The 18,947-nt window shown below is 66.0% G+C and carries 19 protein-coding genes; 6 read left to right on the forward strand and 13 right to left on the reverse strand.

All coding sequences use genetic code 11. From position 1 onward, the window contains the following. Positions 1-9 precede the first annotated feature (9 nt). The 5 genes from GS424_RS14265 to GS424_RS14285 form a co-directional block, all read right to left on the reverse strand. Entirely contained in the window at positions 10-297 is a 288-nt protein-coding gene (locus GS424_RS14265; RefSeq protein WP_218958866.1) for a helix-turn-helix transcriptional regulator, read from the reverse strand. A 5-nt stretch (positions 298-302) separates the two neighbouring features. Beyond that, positions 303-653 (reverse strand): type II toxin-antitoxin system RelE/ParE family toxin, encoded by a 351-nt coding sequence (locus GS424_RS14270; RefSeq protein WP_218958867.1) that lies wholly within the window; start codon positions 651-653, stop codon positions 303-305. 301 nt (positions 654-954) lie between these two features. Then, positions 955-1,794, reverse strand: a complete 840-nt coding sequence (locus GS424_RS14275) for a deoxyribonuclease IV (protein ID WP_160941154.1) — start codon at positions 1,792-1,794, stop codon at positions 955-957. 52 nt (positions 1,795-1,846) lie between these two features. Continuing rightward, positions 1,847-2,686: a deoxyribonuclease IV gene (locus tag GS424_RS14280; RefSeq protein WP_160941155.1), complete on the reverse strand. Its 840-nt coding sequence runs from the start codon at positions 2,684-2,686 to the stop codon at positions 1,847-1,849. 144 nt (positions 2,687-2,830) lie between these two features. Beyond that, entirely contained in the window at positions 2,831-3,478 is a 648-nt protein-coding gene (locus tag GS424_RS14285) for a LysE/ArgO family amino acid transporter (protein WP_218958868.1), read from the reverse strand. Between the two features lie 86 nt (positions 3,479-3,564). Between GS424_RS14285 and GS424_RS14290 the strand changes: the two genes are divergently transcribed. After that, positions 3,565-3,804, forward strand: coding sequence for a GNAT family N-acetyltransferase (locus GS424_RS14290; RefSeq protein WP_160941156.1), 240 nt, complete (start codon positions 3,565-3,567; stop codon positions 3,802-3,804). Positions 3,805-3,814: 10 nt separating this feature from the next. Here the strand turns inward: GS424_RS14290 and GS424_RS14295 are convergent, their stop codons facing one another. Next, the gene (locus GS424_RS14295) at positions 3,815-4,429 is read right to left on the reverse strand and encodes a TetR family transcriptional regulator (protein ID WP_160941157.1); all 615 of its coding nucleotides are present in this window, start codon (positions 4,427-4,429) and stop codon (positions 3,815-3,817) included. A gap of 125 nt (positions 4,430-4,554) precedes the next feature. Between GS424_RS14295 and GS424_RS14300 the strand changes: the two genes are divergently transcribed. From GS424_RS14300 to GS424_RS14310, 3 genes are all read left to right on the forward strand, one after another. Further along, positions 4,555-5,328, forward strand: coding sequence for an ABC transporter ATP-binding protein (locus GS424_RS14300; protein WP_244977567.1), 774 nt, complete (start codon positions 4,555-4,557; stop codon positions 5,326-5,328). Then, entirely contained in the window at positions 5,321-6,481 is a 1,161-nt protein-coding gene (locus GS424_RS14305) for an ABC transporter permease (RefSeq protein WP_160941158.1), read from the forward strand. Before GS424_RS14300 ends, GS424_RS14305 begins: the two co-directional genes overlap by 8 nt. A 113-nt stretch (positions 6,482-6,594) precedes the next feature. After that, entirely contained in the window at positions 6,595-7,245 is a 651-nt protein-coding gene (locus GS424_RS14310) for an SdpI family protein (protein WP_160941159.1), read from the forward strand. Here GS424_RS14310 and GS424_RS14315 read toward each other — a convergent pair. Beyond that, positions 7,242-7,700, reverse strand: coding sequence for a GNAT family N-acetyltransferase (locus tag GS424_RS14315; RefSeq protein WP_160941160.1), 459 nt, complete (start codon positions 7,698-7,700; stop codon positions 7,242-7,244). The genes GS424_RS14310 and GS424_RS14315 overlap by 4 nt on opposite strands. 94 nt (positions 7,701-7,794) lie before the next feature. Between GS424_RS14315 and GS424_RS14320 the strand changes: the two genes are divergently transcribed. Beyond that, entirely contained in the window at positions 7,795-8,346 is a 552-nt protein-coding gene (locus tag GS424_RS14320; RefSeq protein ID WP_218958869.1) for a GNAT family N-acetyltransferase, read from the forward strand. Here the strand turns inward: GS424_RS14320 and GS424_RS14325 are convergent. The 6 genes from GS424_RS14325 to GS424_RS14350 form a co-directional block, all read right to left on the reverse strand. After that, entirely contained in the window at positions 8,250-9,020 is a 771-nt protein-coding gene (locus tag GS424_RS14325; protein WP_160941161.1) for an energy-coupling factor transporter transmembrane component T family protein, read from the reverse strand. The genes GS424_RS14320 and GS424_RS14325 overlap by 97 nt on opposite strands. Continuing rightward, positions 9,017-9,874 carry an energy-coupling factor ABC transporter ATP-binding protein gene (locus GS424_RS14330; protein WP_160941162.1) on the reverse strand — a complete coding sequence of 286 codons (858 nt, stop codon included), beginning with the start codon at positions 9,872-9,874 and terminating at the stop codon, positions 9,017-9,019. The genes GS424_RS14325 and GS424_RS14330 overlap by 4 nt, the downstream gene beginning before the upstream one ends. Further along, the gene (locus GS424_RS14335; protein WP_160941163.1) at positions 9,871-10,710 is read right to left on the reverse strand and encodes an energy-coupling factor ABC transporter ATP-binding protein; all 840 of its coding nucleotides are present in this window, start codon (positions 10,708-10,710) and stop codon (positions 9,871-9,873) included. The genes GS424_RS14330 and GS424_RS14335 overlap by 4 nt, the downstream gene beginning before the upstream one ends. A 191-nt stretch (positions 10,711-10,901) precedes the next feature. Then, positions 10,902-11,528, reverse strand: a complete 627-nt coding sequence (locus tag GS424_RS14340; protein WP_160941164.1) for a tryptophan transporter — start codon at positions 11,526-11,528, stop codon at positions 10,902-10,904. A 475-nt stretch (positions 11,529-12,003) separates the two neighbouring features. After that, on the reverse strand, positions 12,004-15,969 hold the full coding sequence (locus tag GS424_RS14345; protein WP_160941165.1) for a S8 family serine peptidase: 3,966 nt from the start codon (positions 15,967-15,969) through the stop codon (positions 12,004-12,006). Between the two features lie 117 nt (positions 15,970-16,086). Next, positions 16,087-16,725: a TetR/AcrR family transcriptional regulator gene (locus GS424_RS14350; RefSeq protein WP_160941166.1), complete on the reverse strand. Its 639-nt coding sequence runs from the start codon at positions 16,723-16,725 to the stop codon at positions 16,087-16,089. Positions 16,726-16,937: 212 nt separating this feature from the next. Here GS424_RS14350 and GS424_RS14355 point away from each other — a divergent pair, with 212 nt between their 5' ends. Next, on the forward strand, positions 16,938-18,911 hold the full coding sequence (locus GS424_RS14355) for an MDR family MFS transporter (RefSeq protein ID WP_160941167.1): 1,974 nt from the start codon (positions 16,938-16,940) through the stop codon (positions 18,909-18,911). Positions 18,912-18,947: the final 36 nt, after the last annotated feature.

Consider the following 18,947-nt stretch of genomic DNA (forward strand, 5'->3'; position numbering starts at 1 on the left):
AGCCCGCGCCTACACGAACCTGATCTCGACCTTCTTGCCGAACCCCCGCGCCAGCTTGCCGATGGTGCGCAGCGTCGGGTTCGCGTTGCCGGTCTGGATGCGGCTGATCACGCGCTGGTTCAGCCCCGACGCCTTCGCAAGCTGCTCCTGCGTCATGCCGGTTTCGTTGCGCGCGTCGATGATGGCGAGCCGCAGCTGGAACTCCGCCTCGTCCTCTTCCCAATACTTCCGGAATTCGGGGTCTTTCAACTCTTCGGCCAAATGCCTCGTGAAATCGTCTTCGTAGTGATCTTCCACGTCCATCACCCTTTCAAGTCCCTAGCTCGATAGTCTTCACGATAGCGTTTCGCTTTTGCGATCTCCCTTCGGGGCGTGCGCTGGGTCTTCTTGACGAACCCGTGCGTCAAAACCGCCACGTCGCCGACGCAGAAGAAGAACAGTATCCGACTGGTATTGTTTCCCATCGTCGTTCGCAACTTGAATATGCCGTCTTCGAGGTGCTTCGATTCCGGCTCGCCTATCAGGTGCCCTTTCGTGCGCAACAGCTCGACCGAGCGCATCGTCTTGCTCTTCAGTTTGCCGTCAAGCGATTTGATGTAGTCTTTCGCGGGCTGACGGCCACTCGGAAGCGCATAGTAATCGACGAGCATCATACTCGCCTCCCTTGCGTATTCAATTTACTACATATATATAGTAAAAAGCAAGCGTCAGGGGTTTGAGGATCAGAAAAAGCAGCCATGCGTCCATCCCTTCTCTCAGCTGCCTACCGTTAAGGAAGGCGACTGTTCCGCAGGTTGCCCTGCGGTTAGGATGAACGTCCAGCCGCTATAGCATCAGTATAACGAACATCGGTTCGGTAGTCAAGAACATTTGTACGATTTCCTGATTCGAGATGGGTGCGCCGTGCGGTCGGCGCGGCACAGGGCGCGTGCGTCCCTCCGCCTCTGCCGCGCCCTAGGAAATGGCATGCGCTTCTCGAAGCGCGGCGATTTCTTCGGCGTAGCCTGACAGCTTGTCGTTGGGGGTTTCCAGGTAGAACGGCAGGTCGCGCAGCTTCGGGTGGTTCGTGACGGCGGCGAGCGCCGCGAACCCGATCTCGCCCTCGCCGATGCGCGCGTGGCGGTCCTTGTGCGAGCCGCGGGCGTTCTGGGAGTCGTTGAGGTGGATGGCGCGCAGGCGGTCGAGGCCGATCACGCGGTCGAACTCCTCCACCACGCCGTCGAGGTCGCCCACGATGTCGTAGCCCGCATCCCACACGTGGCACGTGTCGAGGCACACGCCCACGTGGCTCTCGAGCTCCACCTGCGCGATGATGGCCGCCAGCTCCTCGAACGTCCCGCCGATCTCGCTGCCCTTCCCCGCCATCGTTTCAAGCAGCAACGTGGTGGTCTGCACGGGCAGCAGCGACTGGTTGAGCGCGTCGGCGATCTTCGCGATGGCCTCCTCGTGAGTCTGGCCCACGGCGCTGCCAGGGTGCATGTTGTACAGCTGATGCGGCGTTTCCTCCATGCGGCCGAGATCCTCGGCCAGCACCATGAGCGCGAAATCGCGCGTCTGCTGCTTGTCGGATGCGGGGTTCAGCGTGTAGGGGGCGTGCGCCAGGATGCGCGTGATGCCGTGTTCGGGCGCGTAGACCGCGTACGCCGCCACGTCCTTCGGGTCGATGGCCTTCGCGCGGCCGCCGCGCGGGTTGCGCGTGAAGAACTGGAACGTGGTGGCGTCGATGGACACGGCGTCCTTCGCCATGTGAAGGTAGCCCTTGGCGCTCGAGAGGTGGCATCCGATGGTGAACATGCCCGCGTCCTTTCCGGTGATTTAATCGTGACGCATATAGTAGCAGATGCGCCTACGCGTTCGCGCGAGCCTGATGCAGCTTCTCGATAGTCGCACCGTACTTCGCGAGCGTCGGGTCCGGCGTCTCGAGGTAGAACGGCACGGCGCGTAGCTTCGGATGGTTCACCATCGCGGCGAGCGCCGGAAGGCCGATGCGCCCGTCGCCGATGGGCGCATGGCGGTCCTTGTGCGAGCCGCAGGCGTCCACGCTGTCGTTCAAGTGGATGGCCCACAGCTTATCGAGGCCGATCACGCGGTCGAACTCCTCCACCACGCCGTCGAGGTCGTCCACGATGTCGTAGCCGGCGCCCCACACCCGGCACGCGTCGAAGCACACGCCCACGTGGTCGCGCAGGTCGATCTCCTCGAGGATGGCGGCCAGCTGCTCGAAGGTGCTGCCCACTTCCGTCCCCGACCCCGACATGGTTTCCAGCAGCACGCGCGTCGTCTGCGAGGGCGTCACCACGTCGTTGAGGGCTGCGGCCACCTGAGCCAGCGCCACGTCCTCCGGCTGCCCGAGGGCGCTGCCAGGCTGGAGCGTGTACAGCGCATGCGGCGTCTCCTCCATGCGCGCCAGATCCTCAGCCAGCACCATCATCGTGAAATCGTGCTCGCTCATCTTGTCGCTGGCGGGGTTCACCGTGTAGGGCGCGTATCCCATGATGACGTCGATGCCGTGCTCGGGCGCGTAGGCGCGGAACGCGGCGACGTCCTTCGGGTCGAGCGCCTTCTGCGCGCCGCCGCGCGGGTTGCGCGTGAAGAACTGGAACGTGTTGGCGTCGATGGACACGGCGTCCTTCGCCATGTGAAGGTATCCGTCTTTATCCGAGAGATGGCAGCCGATGGTGAACATAGCGGCATCCTTTCCGATCGGAGCCGATCAGGCCCGATCAGGACGATCAGGGAACAATGCCGTCTATCCTAGCGAACGGCCCGCGGGCACGCGACGCGCAGGCGCGCGCCGCCGCGCATTTGTTGGCAGGCTGTTGCGGCCCGATCACCCGATGCCGAAGAACGCGGCGATGAGGCGCACGCCGTACGCGATGACCACGAGGCCGCACACCACGTTGATGATGCGCAGCACGCGATCGTTGAAACGGCTGCCGAGAACCGACACGATAAGGGCCATCCCCGGGAACCACACGAGCGACGCCGCGCACGCTCCCGTCACGAACGCGAGGCCGTCCGCCCCGCCGAACGTGGCGCGAAACGCGCCGAGCATCATCGTGCCGTCGATGAACGCCTGCGGGTTGCACCAGGTGACCAGCAGCGCTGCCACGAACACGCCGCGCAGGCCCGGCCCCTTCGCGCGCTCGTACGCAGCGCTCCCCGCCGCATTCGGCTCGGTTTTCGACGCCTTTTTGCGGGGCAGCACGAGCACGACGCCGATGAGCACCACGAGCGCGCCGCCCACGAGCTGCATGAGCGGGCCGAGCCAGGGGACGGCGTCCATGACGGCCCCGATGCCGAAGAAGCAGGCCAGCGTCAGCATCATGTCGAACATGGTGACGAACAGAGCCGTTGCCAGGGCGCGCGAACGCGGCTGCGACACGGCCGCGTTGATGACGAACAGGTTCTGCATGCCGATGGGCGCGACGTACGCGAGCCCCATGGTGAACCCCTGCACCAGCACCGAACCATCCAAGACAAGTCACCTGCGTTTCTGCTACCGTATCCGACGACGACCATCATACCCCACCGCCGCGCCCGTGCGGCGCACGCCGCGACTACGTGGAAGGCACGTCCTCGAGCCCCGTCGGGTACTTGGAGGGCATCTACGTCGACGAGGCGTGCCGGCATCGGGGGCACGCGCGCGAGCTGCTGCGCGCCTGCGAAGCGTGGGCGAAGGAGCGCGGCTGCACCGAATTCGCCAGCGATTGCGAGTTGGGCGACGCGGCCAGCCTGGCGTTTCACCTCCACGCGGGGTTCGAGGAAGCGAACCGCCTCATCTGCTTCGCGAAGCGGTTGTAACGCCGACGACTCAGGCAGGAGCGGCGTCGGCTTCCAGGATGCGCTTGAGTATCGGCGCGAGCGCGTCGGGCAGAGCGGGAGCGAGAACCTGCGCGATCTCTTCGACGGACACGCGCATGCCCGTCTCGGCACGGTACGCCATGAGCCCGAGGATGCCGCTCACCACGAACTCGAGCACGATACGGGCGTCGCCCGCAAGCGCGGCCTCGCCGCCCGCGGCGAACTCTCCCGCCCACAGTTCCATGACGGCCCCTTTCACGCGTCGGGTGACCAGGGGAGACGACGCGTTCGCCAGCAGCAGGCACAGCCGGTCGATCATGGGTTGGAACGTGCGCAGGGCCACCGCGAGCTCGCGATCGTGATCCGCCGACGGGGCTTCGCCCGTGAAATGCTGCAACAGGAACGACGGCAGCTGCTTGGGCAGGTTCCGGTCGATCATGGCGTCGAGCATCTCGTACATATCGTCGTAGTAATAGTAGAAGGTGCCGCGGTTGCATCCCGCGCGCGCCGTCAGGTCGCCCACCGTCATACGCTCGAGCGGCTGCTCCTCGATGAGCTCCCAAAACGCCGCCTGGAGGCGTTCCTCCGCCGAGGGGCCGGGCGAATCCTTGCGAGGGCGGGCCATGGGCGTTCCTTTCCGACGTGCGACGACGCGATAATCCAACAGGCGTTCCACTCTTGTTCCTTTTTTCCAACAACCTGTTTGATTTATGATAGCAGAAAAGGACAGACGACCGCAAAGGACCCCGTATGGAACACGCGCAGCCGATGATAGCGTTCTCCGACGCGACCATGCGCTTCGGGCGCAAAACGCCGCTGGGAGACCGGCGCAAAACAGTGCTCGACCAGGTGAATCTCGACGTTCCGGCAGGACGCATCGTCTGCCTGCTGGGGCCGTCGGGCTGCGGCAAGACCACGATGGTCAACCTCGTCATGGGCATCCTCGTTCCCACCGCGGGCACCGTGCGCGTGCTGGGCGAGCAGGCGCCCTACCCCACGGCGCGCCGACGCATCGGCTTCATGCCGCAGGACACGGCGCTGTACGAGGACGTGACCGCCGCGGAGAATCTGCGCTTCTTCGGCACGCTCAACGGCTTGCGCGCGCCCGAGCTGGCCGACGCCATCGACGACATGCTGGCCTTCACGCGGCTCGACTCTGATCGAAACAGGCTGGTGGGAGCGTTCTCGGGCGGTATGAAGCGCCGCCTGTCGCTGGGCGTGGCCATGCTGCACCGCCCCGACCTGCTCGTGCTGGACGAGCCCACGGTGGGCCTCGATCCCGAGCATCGCCGGCACATCTGGGAGTGCTTCCGCGAGCTGGCCGCCGGGGGCGCCACGCTGCTCGTGACCACGCACATCATGGACGAGGCCCTGCAGTGCGACGACGTGGCCATGCTGCGCGCCGGGCGCGTGATCGCCCAGGGCACGCCGTCCGCGCTGCTCGCGCAGACCGGCGCCGCGAACCTGGAAGACGCGTTCCTCGCGCTGGCCGGCAACGAGCGGGAGGAGGCCTCCCATGCGTAACACCTTCGCCATCGCGCGGCGCGTCCTGTCGCAGTTCGCGCATGACAAGCGCACGCTCGCCCTGCTGTTCGTGGCCCCCGTCCTGGTGCTGTGGCTGCTGTCGGTGCTGCTGGGCACCGACGCCTACGAGCCGCGGCTGGCCACCGTGGACCTGCCCGCCAGCTTCCAAACCGCGCTCGAGGGCCAGGACGCCCGCATCGTCGACACCACCGAGGCCGAAGCCGAGCGCCTGCTGCGCGCGAACGAGGCCGACGCCGTGCTGCGCATGCGCGACGACGCCACGCTGGAGCTGTGGGCCGAGGGGAGCGACTCCACGAAGACGGCCGCAGCGGCGAACGTCGTGGCGAAAGCGCTGAGCGAGGCGCAGCAGGAGGCGGCCGACGAGATGCAGGCCGACGTCGAAGAGCGCAAGGACGGCATCGCGGACATGCTGCTCGCCCAGGGCGCCGCCGCGAGCCCGCTGGCCGAAGAGCTCGACGCCCTCGACTTCGACACGGCGGCCTACCTTCCCGTGCAGGACGTCGAGACGACGTACCTCCACGGCACCGAGGACTGGAAGATGTTCGACTTCTACGGCCCCGTGTTCATCGGCATATTCGTATTCGTGTTCGTGTTCCTGACCAGCGGCATGTCGCTCGTGAACGAGCGCGGCGCGGGCACCATGACGCGCTTTCTGGCCACGCCCGTGAAGCCGGTGCAGATCCTCGGCGGCTACACCGCGGGCTTCGGCCTGCTGGCGCTCGTGCAGGCCGCGGTCATCCTGTTCATCGCGCTCGCGTTCATCGGCTTCCCCAACGAGGGGCCCGTCTGGCTCGTCACACTCGTGGTGGTGTCGATGGCGCTCGCCTCGGTCACGCTGGGGCTGCTGGTGTCGGGCCTGGCCAAAAGCGGGTTCCAGGTCATCCAGCTCATGCTGCTGTTCGTGGTGCCGCAGATCCTGCTGTCGGGGCTGTTCGACCTCGCGAGCGCGCCGGAGTGGATGCAGGTGCTCAGCCAATGCTTCCCCATCACCTACGGCGTGGACGCGCTGCGCGCCGTCATGCTGCGCGGCGCCGATTTCGCCAGCGTCGGCTTCGACCTTGCCGTGATCTGGGGATTCGTCGCGTTGTTCTTCGCGTTGGCCGCCGCCAAGTTCCGCAAGAAGCGCGCGTAGGGCCGCCCGGAAAGAAGCCCGCATTGACGCCCCCCCCCCCCCCCCCCGGAAGTTTTATACTGGAACGCGTGGGGGCGGGTCGTCGTGCAAGAGCGGAGCCGAAGGAGCGGAGCATGAAGAAGGGGTATCTCGCCGTCGGCGTCCTGTTCGCGATCGACGTGGCGGTGACGGCGGCGTTCGTGGCGATGATGCCCGATCAGGTGCCGGTTCACTTCACGGGCGGCGAAGTCGACCGCATCGGCAGCCGCTACGAAACCTTCACGGTGGTGGCGCTCGCGTTCGTGTTCGGGCTGTTCCTGATGCTGCTCGCGAGGTTCGGCGAGCAGGAGAACCGCGCCACCATGATGAAGCTCAACGTCGGCATGCAGGCGATGTTCATCGCCGTATCGGTGTTCGTGTCGCTCAACACCCTGTCGTACGATTCCACCGCCGTCGCCGTGGGCACGCCCGACAGCGGCATGTCGAAGATCGCCGCTGTCATCGTGGGAGCCACGCTGCTGTTCCTCGGGAACCTCATGCCGAAGACGACGCGGAACGCCGCGTTCGGCATCCGCTTGCCGTGGACGCAGAGCAGCGACGAGGCCTGGCGAAAGGGTCAGCGGTTCGGCGCGTACGCGTCCATCCCCGCCGGCATCCTCATGGTCGCCTGCGGCATCCTCTTCGACGGCGAGGTTGCGTTCGTCGTCGCCATCGTCATCTTCGTCGCCTGGACCCTCGTCAGCATCGTCGGCTCGTACTTCGCCTGCAAGGATATGCAGGGCTAGGCAAGCTCTTTCTCCATGACGGCGTAGACGAGCACGGCTTCGTCTTCGACGGGGAACTGCTCGTGGCGCAGCGTGCGGTAGCCGCGGCGCTCGTAGAGCCCCGTCGCCGGCAGCGAGGCGTCGAGCAGGGCCGTCGCGTGATCGCGCGCGATCTCGTCCTCGAGGCGCTGCATGATGAAGCTGCCCACGCCGCGACCCTGGAAGGCGGGCGCCACGTACACGCGCGTGATGTGGTTGCCGTCGCGACAGCCCGTGCCGGCCACGCGGCCGTCCACGAGCACGACGCCCTCGCGCCCCGCCGCCACGTCGGCCGCGATCGCGTCGCGGCTGTGCAGCCCGCAGAACGACTCCACCACCGCCTGCGGGTAGTAGCGCGGATACACCGCCCGTATCGTGCGCTGCACCAGCTCGTACAGCTCGTCGACCTGACTTTCCGCAGCCACCGCGTACTCCATCCGCCCTCCTTCGCCGCCATCATGGCCGCCTATTATCGCACAAGCTTCGGGGTATACTAGCCGTTAACGAACCGAAGCTGCGAAGGGATGGGCCATGGGATACCGCATCGTCGAGGTGACCGCCGACAAGAAGCGGTACCTCGACTTGCTGCTGCTGGCAGACGAGCAGGAGGACATGATCGACCGGTACCTGGACGACGGCAGGCTCTTCGTCCTCGACGACGACGGGACGAAGTGCGTTGCCGTGGTCGTCGCGCTGAGTGCCGAGGAGTTCGAGCTGAAGAACATCGCCACGTACCCGCAGCACCAGGGAAAAGGGTACGGGCGGGCCATGGTCGAATACCTCTGCGACCGCTACCTCGGAGCGTTCGAAACCATGTACGTCGGCACGGGCGACGTACCGAAACCTTGGGCTTCTACGAGCGATGCGGCTTCCGCATCTCGCACCGCGACAAGAACTTCTTCACCGACAACTACGACCACCCCATGTTCGAAGACGGCATCCAACTCCGAGACATGGTGTACCTTCGCAAGGACGCCTGACCTTCCCTACAACACGACGCCCAACACTACGGCGCAGGCGACCAGCGCGAGCGAGGCCGCGATCGCGACCACGTCGGAGCCGGCGAAGGGGTACTCCTTGTAGCCGCTCGTCGCGGTGCGCAGGTTGAAGCCGCGCACCTCCGCGGCGATGGCGGCGCTGTTGGTCTTGCGGACCGACGACACGAGCAGCGGCACGCACAGCGGCACCATCAGGCGCACCTTCCGCACGATGCCGCCCGCGTCGAACTCCACGCCGCGCGCGGTCTGCGCCTCCATGATGCCCCTCATGTCGTTCATGAACATGGGGATGAAATGGATGGTGGACGTGAACGTGAACGCGTACTTGTACGGCACGTGCAGCACCTTCACCACGGCGTTCGTGATGTCGTTCATCTTGGTGACGTAGAACACGAGGAACAGCGGGATGGCGGCGGCCATGAGGCGCACCACCGTGGTGAGCGCCGCCCGCAGGCTGTCCGTGCCGATGTAGCCCCACGGCAGCTCCACCAGCACCGCTCCGCTCGGCGTCGTGAGAATCTGGACGATGGCGAGGATCAGCGAGAACGCGAACACCGCTTTCGCCAGGCCGATGGTGGGTTTGACCATGCCGCACGTCGCGGCCAGCGCGAACCCGACCGCCAGCATCGCGGCCAGGAACACGAGGTTGCTCGAGCAGAAGCACGCGAGCGCGAACGCCACGGCCGCCACCAGCTTGGCCACCGGGTTCATGCGGTGCAGCAGGCTGGTGCCGGGCACGTATTCGAGAAACGAGCTCATGCGCACACGCCCCTTTCGACATCCTGGGTTGTTCGAGCCTGCGCCGCGACGGCGGCCAGCATCTCGTCCACCGTGTTGGCGCGGGCGACGGCCGTCTCGGCGAGCTGCGGCATCTCGCACGCCAGCTCAAGCGACAAGTCAACGATCTGCGGCGGAACGAGCGAGGCGCGCTCGAGCGTGTCGCGATTGCGCAGCACGTCGAACGTGGGGGCGTCGTCCACCACCGTGCCGCCGCTCATCACGATGCAACGCTCGGCGTAGTCCGCCACCACCTCCATGTCGTGGCATACCATGACCACCGTCGTGCCCCGCTCGTGGATGCGGCGGATGATGTCCATCACCTTCACGCACTCGCGGTAGTCCAGGCCCGTGGTGGGCTCGTCGAGCACCACCACCGGCGGCGCAAGCACCACGATGGACGCGAGCGCCAGCAGCTGGCGCGCGCCGCGGTTCAGCAGGAACGGGTCGTCGTCGGCGTTGAAATGGAACTCCTCGATGATGTCCTGCACGCGCGCATCGGCGTCCGGGCCGTCCGCCCCAAGCGCCTTGAAGCCGAACAGCAGCTCCTCGCGCACCGTGTTGCAGCAGATCTGGCTGTCGGGATTCTGGAACAGGAAGCCCACGCGCCGCGCAAGCTCGCTCGTCCGCAGATCGGTCGTAGGCACGCCGTCGATGAGCACCTGGCCGGCATCGGGCTTGAGCAGCCCGTTGATCAGGCGCATCGTGGTCGATTTCCCGGCCCCGTTCGTGCCCACGAACGCGACGAACTCGCCGTCGCGGATCGTGAAGCTGACGCCCTTCAAGATGGGGAGCGACGCGTCGTAGGACGCGCGCACGTCGTCGAACTCGATCATGCGAGCACCTCCTTCAAAGCCTCGCGCGCTTCGCGCACGTTGCGGACGGACGCGCCGCCGTACAGGCCCTCGGCGCGCAGACGGTTCATGAGGGTGGTCGAGCGCGGGCAGTTGACGCCGATCCGCTTGAGCTCGTCGCTGTGCTCCAGCACCTTCGCGGGCTCGTCGGCGAAGCGGATGCGCCCCTCGTCGACGATGACCAGCAGGTCGGCGTACTGGGACAGCAGGGCGATCTTCTGCTCCACCACCACGACGGTGGTGCCGTGCTCGCGCGCATAGCGTGCCAACAGGTCGAACACCGTGCGCGAACTCAGAGGATCGAGCTCGGCGGTGGGCTCGTCCAGCACGAGCACCCGCGGGTTCAGCGCCAGGATGGACGCGATGGCCACCTTCTGCTTCTGCCCGCCGGACAGCGACGAGATCACGCGGTCTCGCACGTCGGAGATGCCCATGTCGGCCAGTGCCCGGCTCACGCGGCCCTCGATCTGGTCGCGCGGCACGCCGAAGTTCTCGAGGCCGTAGAGCACCTCGTCCTCCACAACCGACGTGACGAACTGGCTGTCGACGTCCTGGCAGACGCTGCCCACCACCTGCGACACGTCGGTCAGCGCAACCTCGCAGGTGTCGAGCCCGTCGATGACGACGGAGCCGTAGAAGTCGCCCGGATAGCAATGCGGGATGATGCCGTTCAGCGCGTAGGTCAGGGTCGATTTGCCCGAGCCGGCGGCCCCGGTGACGCCGACGAACGCGCCGTCCGGGATGGTGAGGTCAATGCCGCTCACCACCGGCCGCTCGCTTTCGCGGTACTGAAACGTGAAATCGCGTATCTCTATCATGTCGAGTCTTTCTTCCGAATCGCAGGTTGGCGCAGTAAGTCAGCGAGGTCGGCCGTGGCGCCCGAGATCGTGGGGAGGGCGAGGGCGACGCGTACTTGCGTACGCGAGCCCTCGTCATCGCCGCGAGATCGGGCGCCACGGCCGACCGCAGCGTCGGCAGGTTCCGCGGGACGTAGGCCCGTGGAACCCTCCTAGCGCTTGAGAACCTTCTTCAGCGGCACGGCCAGAACTTGCACGAGGATGCAGTTGAAGGTGGCCGTACCGAAGACGATGGCCGCGTACGTCGCCAGCGCCACCATGACGTCGCCGCCCGTGGACACGACGTTGATGTAGATGGACAGCAGGGCGAAGGTGCCGCCGGACACCACCGTGGAGATGAACGTGTTCACGAGCGGGTTGAGGTCGAGCTTGCCGCCGATGCGCATCGGCACCTTGATGAGCAGGCCGCAGGCGAGCGCGCCGAGCACTTCGGAGGGGATGTTCAAGAGCGGCGTGGCGTTCAGCAGGGGAATCTGGCAGATGAGCCCCGCCAGCAAGCCGATGATCAGGGCCTGGCCCAGCTTCGGCCGCGTCAGGATGATGGCCAGGCAGTACATGGCGATGATGAAGTTCGGCTTCATGCCCATCGACGAGAGCAGCGAGCCCACCGTCAGCTTGAGCACCGCGCCGGCCGCCAGCAGCACGGCGATGAGGATGAGATCCTGCGTGGAGAGGCCCGCCTTCTTGGGCGCTGCCGCCACTTCGCGCTTGCGCGGCGCGGCCGCCTCGCCCGCCGCTGCCGTCTGCGTTGCAACCTCGCGCTTGATCTGCTGTTCCATGTTCCTCAATCCTTTCTTTGGCGGAGTTCCCGCCGGTCATTGCCCCTCCCGGGGCGTTTGGTTTGCCGGCACGAACTTCGCGGATGAGGATCGACCTCGCAGACAACTGCATGAATTCGGCGCCCCGCTCCCCCACAATGAAAAAGACCTGTCCTTCTCATCGAAGGACAGGTCTTGTAACCTGCGGTGCCACCTTCACCGTTGATTCTGCAATGCAGAACCCTCTCACGAACATGCCAACACATGTTCTGCCCTTAACGCAGGCTCACGGTCCAGATACTCGGTCGGTTTGGCCGCTTGCGCGCCGCGCCTCCCTTTCCCCTTTCCCTCGGCGATCCATTTACCATCCAGCTTACTGCGGGAATCCCAGCTACGCCCGCTCTCTGTGAGTGCTCATGATGGCTTGACTTTCGCCTCATAGGTTTCAAGGTATTAAGTTGTGGCGCAAACTATAGCACAATGATCCGGAAAGCTGTCAAGAAGTTTTTCGAATCCGTGCGAGAGCACCGAGGGCGGCGGCGAGCCCTGCGGCGGCTGTCGCCGCGGCGAGCGTACGTGCGGCGCCCAGTCCGTCGCCGGTGGGGGCGAGGGGCTTCGCGACGGTGGAGGGCAGCGGCTTCGGATCGAGGCCGTCGCCCGGCGCGGGATCGGGGGCCGGCGCGGGGCCGCTCGTCGCGACGAAGCGGGCGCTCAGCGCGACGTCGGCGGTCACCGGCTGCCGATAGCTGGCATCTTCGCTGATCAGCGACCCGTCCGTTCCGTACCAACCCGAGAACGCGTACCCCTCGTCGGGCGTGGCGATCCACGTCACCGTGTCGCCGAGGGCCACATGCTCGACCTGCGAGGACGCCGCAACGCGCGCCGCGGACACGGCACCGTAGCGCACGTCCACCGTGCCGCCCTCGGTCGCCTGCGCGCTCGCCACGTGGTCGTTCGGCGCGAGCGCCGCCTCGTCCGGCAGCCGGTACAGCGACGTCGTCGGCGTGCCGTCCGCGCTCGCGCTCGCTGCCAGCACGTAGTACGTTCCGCGATAGAAGCACGCGGTGGGCACGGCCGCCGAGCCGTCGCCGGGAGCCTTCGCATCGAGCGCACGCCAGGCGCCGGTGGCCGCATCGACCGCATAGGCGTCGCCCAGCCCGTCGGCCGACGCGCCCGCGAACACGATCTCGTCACCCGTGGCGGCCGAGGCCTGCCGCGCATACCCTTCCAACGCGTCGAGCTCGTCGGCACCGAATCGGGGCGCGTCGGCACCCGGCTCCAGCACGCCGAACGTCTCGCCGTCGAACGTCCCGAGCGTCATCGCATAGCCGTCTCCCTCGGGGACGAAGCCGACGAAGCGCAGTTCGTCGCCGACCGCCGCAAGCGGAGCCGTGCGCCCCGACGCCAGCGTGCCGAAGCTCCCCTGAGGATCAGCTTCCTCGAAGTCGATCGAGGCCCCTTCGCCCGTTGCAGGGTCGTACTGCATGATCGTACGATCCTCGCCTGAACCTATGCTGAAGTAGATGCAACCCTTGAGCGAGGCCAAGCTCGGCGATGGAAAATGCCTGCCGGCTGCACCGGGGGCCGATTGTATAAAATCGAGCACCTCGCCATCCCAGGTATCGGTGGCTATATCATACGTGACAACTCCCATGAACAGCGTATACGGGTTCTCGGGATCGTCCGTTTCCTCATCGTGGAACACCGTCATATACAGCTTCCCATCGGCATAGGCAGCCGCACTGTTCGCCCGGAAGTACGACAAGTCAAACCCTGCATCGCTCGGCGACGCGCACGCCGTCCACCCATCGGCGCTTTCCGGATCGTACGCGTACAGGTAGCGTCCCTTGGAATCTATGCAGAACAGCCGATCCGCTGCGGCTATCAGCATGCCCGAATCGAACCCGACCTCGCCGGGAATCTCCGGATCGGGCAGGTCGACCACCCGCTCGAAGGATAGCCGCCGATCGGTTTTCGGGAATGAGTACGCCGCCTTATGGGCGGCCGTGCCGTCCTCCACCTCCACGACATGCCGAGCGCCGTCGAGCAGCCCCGCGTCGCGAACGACCAGCTCGGAACCATCAGCGTCAACCGACCACGCGGCGGCGTCCACCGCCGCGCCGTCGATCGAGAGCTGCGTCGTGGCCGCCAGCCCGTACCCCTCCAGCACGAGCGCCGCGCCGCCCGAAGCATCTTCCCCCTCGTGTGCGCCCCACGTGTTCGGATGAACGGCGTCGTCCGCAGCCACCGCCAAATCGAGCGTGCCGTCCGACGCAGTCTGCTTGACCGGATCGCTCGCAAGGTTGCTCGCTTTCGTGCCGCCGACGATGCGCCCACGCAGGTCAAGCGCCGTTTCATCCGGGTAGAGCGACGCCAGCAGACCGACGGCTCCTGCCACCAGCGGGCACGCCATAGAGGTGCCCGACATGTAGTCATACGCCTGATCGCTGCTGGCATACCCCATGCCGAAATCGGTAACGGTTAACGAAACGGAGTTCTTGGTTGAAGCATCTGGAGAGAGCGACAGGTCGACGCCGACGCGCAGCGTGTCTTGATCCTTGATACTCTCGAAGGCTTCTTGATCTTGCAGATGGGCAGAAGCGAGCGACTGGTTGTCCTGACTCCCTCCCGAATAGGCGGCATTGGTAAGCGCATACCCGTCGTCGGTCAGCAGAAGGGGCAGAGCCCACACTGAATCATCGGCGATGCCATCGCCTACCGAAACGCCCGGCAGGGCGCTCACGCATACTTTTTCGGCCTGCTCCCAGGTCATGTTCTTGAAGGGGTTGTCGATGCGCCAGGTAATCGTGACGCTTTCCGAACTTGTCATATCGTTCACCATCAGCTTGAGCGCCTGCCTGCCATCAAGGCCGGCGCCCGTCGTTACCGCAAGCCTGTTCTGATCGGCCGCCGGCTTCCCCTCTTCCCCGTAGAGGAGTATGTCAGCACCGCTGTCCACCTGGGAAAAGTCCACCATATTGTGGTAGTAGAGCGAACGCGTGCCCGGCGTGCCGTCCGCGTTGTCCTGCAGTTTCGCCACGGCGGGCAGGTAGGTCTGCGCACCCTCGGCAACCGTCGACAGGATGGTCGAGCCAGGTGCGGTCACATCCACGATGGTCTCGTTGTAATTGGTATAGGTCGCGTACGTGCCCAGCGGCGACGATGCCGCGACCGAAAGAATGTAGGGACTGTCCGACAGGCCGTACGTGATGCGACCATCGGCGATCGAGCCCACGTCGGCGTCGTCGTTGCCGGCGGCGAACACGGTGAGCACCCCGGCGCGACCGGCCTGGTTCATCGCGTACTCCGTCACCGGCGAGATGACGCCGCCCCACGAGTTGCTGGCGGCCACGACGTTCTCGCCTGCCAGCTTCGCATGCAGCAGGAACTCGTACGAGGACAGGATGGCGCCGTCGTTGACGTTGCCGCCGGTCGAAGCCCCATTCGTCCTGAACGCCATGATCTTCGTGTTCGGCGAGACGCCCGCGACGCCCGTGTCGTTGTTGCCGGTCGCCGCGATGACGCCGGCGCAATGCGTGCCGTGCGATTCTTCGAGGCTGTCGCTTTCCGGAAGCGGCTCGTCATCGCCGTCGACGAAATCGAAGCCGTGCGTGCCCGCGCGTCCCGACACGCCGGGGAGGTCGCCGGGGTTCTCCCACATCGCCTCGCGCAGATCCTCGTTGTTGTAGTCGACGCCGCTATCGAGCACGGCGACGATGTTCTCCTCGCCCGCTATCGCCCTCGTGTACACGGAGGAAAAGTCGACGTCCGAATTGGCCGCAATCCCCGAATCGGAGGTGAGCTCGTTGTTGAGCGACCACTGCAGAGCGGACAGCGGATCGTTGGTGGCAGTTGGGGTCGACCCGTTCGCAGAAAGCACGCCCGTGCCCCCGACGATCGGCTGCTCGGAAACCTCCGCCTCGCCCGCCGGCGCAAACAGGGAGTCGGACGCCGGCCCCGTCCCGCGCTCGGCAGGCTCCACGGCCCCGACGCTCTCGTGCACGTAGTTCGGGGCCGCCGCCAGCACGCCGTCCATCGCCTGCAGCTCCTCGAGCAGCGCGGCGGTGTCGGCGCCGGGCTTCGTGACGCGCGCCACCACGGCCGCATCGTCCTGCGGGGCATCCTCGTCGAGCGCGAGCGCGTTCGCGCCCGACGCGCCGTCGGCCCCCGCGAAGTCCCACGATTCGCCCACCGAGAAGCCCGCCGCGGCAAGCGGATCGGCCGCATCGAGCGAGCGCGAGCGCGCGGACGCATCGTCGGAGCGGTACACCACGAGTGCCTCGCCCTCGAGATACGCCCCGGCACCCAGCAGCTCCTCGACGGAAGCCGCGACAGGCGCGTCGTCGCGCTCTTCGGCAACGGCGGCTGCGGGAGCGAGGGGCACGAGCCCCAGCGCGAGCGCGAGCGCGCACAGCGCGGCGGCAAAGCGGTCGAACAGCAGGCGAGCGGGGCGAATGTGCATGGGGCGCCTCTTTCAGGAACGCGGTCGAACGCGCACGGCAGCGCGCCGTGCATCTCGTCGCTTCAGTATACCGAGCGAACGCGGCGAGGTGCAGGGGGTTTCCGCGCGAACGGCGCCCTAGTTCGAAACGGGGTCCTCCGCCGACAGGTACGTGACGAGAAGGCGGCGCGTGTCGGCCGCCGAGGGTTCCACGTCGCTGCACACGTGCAGCATGGAGCGCGTCCGGGCCAGGCCGATGGCCGTGGACGACGCCACGAGCGCCTCTTCCTCGACGGGTCGGCCGGGGAGCATGCGGCGCTCGGGATGCTCGACGAGGTACGTGCGCAGCGCGGCGGCGATGGAGCGCTGCACGGCCAGCAGGTCGCGCTGGCCTTGGAAGAACAGTTGGGGCATGGAGCGCAGGGCCTCGCGGCGCAGGCTGACGATGCTCTCGTCCACGCCCGACGCGAGGCTCGTGCCCACCACCCCCACGAGCACGTCGAGGTAGCATGCCTCGTCGTGCTCCTCGAGGATTTCGGCCAGCCGCTCGTCGTCGGGGAACGAGTCCATGCGGCCCATGATGGCCGCCGCCTTCGACGAGAAGTAGTTGAAGAACGTCTTCTTGGAGATCTCGGCGCGGGCGCAGATATCCTCCACCGTCACGCCGTCGTATCCCCGCTCGATGACCAGCTCCAACGCCGATCGCTCCACCGCGAGCCGCGCCTTGAGCTTTTTGCGATACCGCAGACCTTCCGCCGAAGGTTGTTCCTGTTCCACGACGCGCGCCCTTTCGATGCCGATGATGTGCCGTTTCCGTGCAGGGTACCACAACTTTTCAGGCGAGGACTTTTCATCTACCGAATGAATATTTATACTGAGTGTAAATTACGTCAACCGCATGAAAACGGGCGTCTTTGAAGTCGGGTTTGCTGCAAGCTCCCCTTCAAAGGCGCTTTTGTTCGCGGCGCATACTCGGAAGGAACAGGTATATGGGTTTATCGCGTAAGCAGATCGTCATGCTGGCCGTTCTCGTGTTCGGCACGTTCGTGACGGTTCTGAACCAGACCGTCGTCGCCCCGGCGCTGCCGTCGGTCATGGCCGAGATGAGCGTCGACGCCTCGACGGCGCAGTGGCTCACCACAGGCTTCACCCTCGTGAACGCCATCATGATCCCCATCACGGCATTCTTGACGGACCGCTTCACCACGAAGCGGCTCTTCCTCGTGTCCATGGTCATCTTCACCGCAGGCAGCTTGCTGGCAGGCTGGGGTCCCAACTTCGCCTTGCTGCTGCTGGGCCGCCTCGTGCAGGCCGCCGGCGCCGGCATCCTCATGCCGCTCGTGATGACCGTGCTCATGTGGACGTTCCCCGTCGACAAGCGCGGCACGGCCATGGGCCTGTTCGGCATCGTCATCGCGTTCGGCCCGGCCATCGGCCCCACCGTCGCCGGCGTGATCATCGACCGCTACACCTGGCACGACATGTTCTACATCATCACCGTCCTGTCGGCCATCGTCGTGCTCATCGGCGCGTTCGTGCTGGAGAAGGGCGGCGAGACGAACAAGGACGTCAGCCTCGACGTGCCGTCCGTCGTCCTGTCGTCGTTCGGCTTCGGCGGCCTCCTGTACGGCCTGTCCACCATCGGCTCGTACGGCCTGCGCGTCGACGCCATCGCGGGCACGCTCGTGGGCGTCGTGGCGCTCGTGTTCTTCTTCCGCCGCCAGCTGAAGATGGAGCATCCCATGCTGCAGGTGCGCGTGCTGCAGAACCGCAAGTTCCTCATCGCCACCATCATCGGCATGCTCGTGCAGGGCGCCCTGCTTGCCGCCGGCATCCTCGTGCCCATCTACCTGCAGTCGCTCATGGGCTACTCGGCCACCGTGTCGGGCCTCGTGCTGCTGCCCGGCGCCATCATCATGGGCGCCATGGGCCCCATCGCCGGCCGCCTGTTCGACAAGCACGGCCCGCGCGTGCTGGCGCTCGTGGGCATGGGCGTGCTGACGCTCACCACGTTCTGCTTCGCGTTCCTCGGCACCGAGACGGGCATCATCACGCTGACCATCCTGTACACGGTGCGCCTGTTCTCGCTGTCGCTGGTGAACATGCCCATCACCACCTGGGGCATGAACGCGCTCGACAACGAGCTGGTGAACCACGGCACCTCGGTGAACAACACGTTCCGCCAGGTGGCAGGCTCGTTGGGCACCGCCATCATCGTGTCGGCGTCCACCATCGCCACGAACATGACTTCCGAGTCCATGGGGCAGCTCCAGGGCAGCATCTTCGGCATCGACGTGGCGTTCGCCCTGGCCGGCGTGCTGTGCCTCATCGGCTTCATCATGGTGGTGGCGCTCGTGAAGAACAAGCCGGGCGAGGCCGCCGAGAAGGACAAGGACAACGCGCGCCGCACGGTGCTCGAGTCCATCATGAAGCGCGACGTGTACACCCTGCCCGCGAACGCGACCGTGGCCGAGGCCATGAAGGTGCTCGTGGACAAGCACATCAGCGCTGCTCCCCTCGTGGACGCGCAGGGCAAGGCCGTGGGCTTCGTGTCCGACGGCGACATCATGCGCTACCTGTCGAAGCGCAGCACCATGATGATGGACCCCGTGGTCATGATCATGCAGACCGTGGATACCGACGGCGGCAACCAGGATTTCGCGCGCAAGCTCGACGAGCTCATGACGATGCCGGCAAAGAGCATCGGCGCAAAGGGCATCATCGGCGTGGACGTGCATGCCGACCTGCCCGAGGTGTGCCGCGTGCTGGGCGAGAACCACTTGAAGAAGGTGCCCGTGCTTGACGAAGGCCAGGTGGTGGGCGTGATCAACCGATCCGACATCACCCACTACTCCATGGAGCAGTACCTGGCCGAACGCGACGCCGAGGGCGTGTCGAAGCTCGAGCGCGCCGAGGAGGCCGCGGCGCTCCCCGACGACGAAGCGGTGGCATCGTCCATCTAGCGCCGTTCGCGCCCCTGTTCCGCTCCGAAAAGGCGG

This window comes from Eggerthella guodeyinii, assembly GCF_009834925.2.
Lineage (GTDB): Bacteria > Actinomycetota > Coriobacteriia > Coriobacteriales > Eggerthellaceae > Eggerthella > Eggerthella guodeyinii.

Bases quoted from the DNA above. Each gene is read 5' to 3' on its own strand.
- GS424_RS14270 (WP_218958867.1), bottom strand. From the start codon at position 653: ATGATGCTCGTCGATTACTATGCGCTTCCGAGTGGCCGTCAGCCCGCG.
- GS424_RS14275 (WP_160941154.1), bottom strand. From the start codon at position 1,794: ATGTTCACCATCGGATGCCACCTCTCGAGCGCCAAGGGCTACCTTCAC.
- GS424_RS14280 (WP_160941155.1), bottom strand. From the start codon at position 2,686: ATGTTCACCATCGGCTGCCATCTCTCGGATAAAGACGGATACCTTCAC.
- GS424_RS14295 (WP_160941157.1), bottom strand. From the start codon at position 4,429: ATGGCCCGCCCTCGCAAGGATTCGCCCGGCCCCTCGGCGGAGGAACGC.
- GS424_RS14300 (WP_244977567.1), top strand. From the start codon at position 4,555: ATGGAACACGCGCAGCCGATGATAGCGTTCTCCGACGCGACCATGCGC.
- GS424_RS14305 (WP_160941158.1), top strand. From the start codon at position 5,321: ATGCGTAACACCTTCGCCATCGCGCGGCGCGTCCTGTCGCAGTTCGCG.
- GS424_RS14310 (WP_160941159.1), top strand. From the start codon at position 6,595: ATGAAGAAGGGGTATCTCGCCGTCGGCGTCCTGTTCGCGATCGACGTG.
- GS424_RS14315 (WP_160941160.1), bottom strand. From the start codon at position 7,700: ATGGAGTACGCGGTGGCTGCGGAAAGTCAGGTCGACGAGCTGTACGAG.
- GS424_RS14320 (WP_218958869.1), top strand. From the start codon at position 7,795: ATGGGATACCGCATCGTCGAGGTGACCGCCGACAAGAAGCGGTACCTC.
- GS424_RS14325 (WP_160941161.1), bottom strand. From the start codon at position 9,020: ATGAGCTCGTTTCTCGAATACGTGCCCGGCACCAGCCTGCTGCACCGC.
- GS424_RS14330 (WP_160941162.1), bottom strand. From the start codon at position 9,874: ATGATCGAGTTCGACGACGTGCGCGCGTCCTACGACGCGTCGCTCCCC.
- GS424_RS14335 (WP_160941163.1), bottom strand. From the start codon at position 10,710: ATGATAGAGATACGCGATTTCACGTTTCAGTACCGCGAAAGCGAGCGG.
- GS424_RS14340 (WP_160941164.1), bottom strand. From the start codon at position 11,528: ATGGAACAGCAGATCAAGCGCGAGGTTGCAACGCAGACGGCAGCGGCG.
- GS424_RS14345 (WP_160941165.1), bottom strand. From the start codon at position 15,969: ATGCACATTCGCCCCGCTCGCCTGCTGTTCGACCGCTTTGCCGCCGCG.
- GS424_RS14355 (WP_160941167.1), top strand. From the start codon at position 16,938: ATGGGTTTATCGCGTAAGCAGATCGTCATGCTGGCCGTTCTCGTGTTC.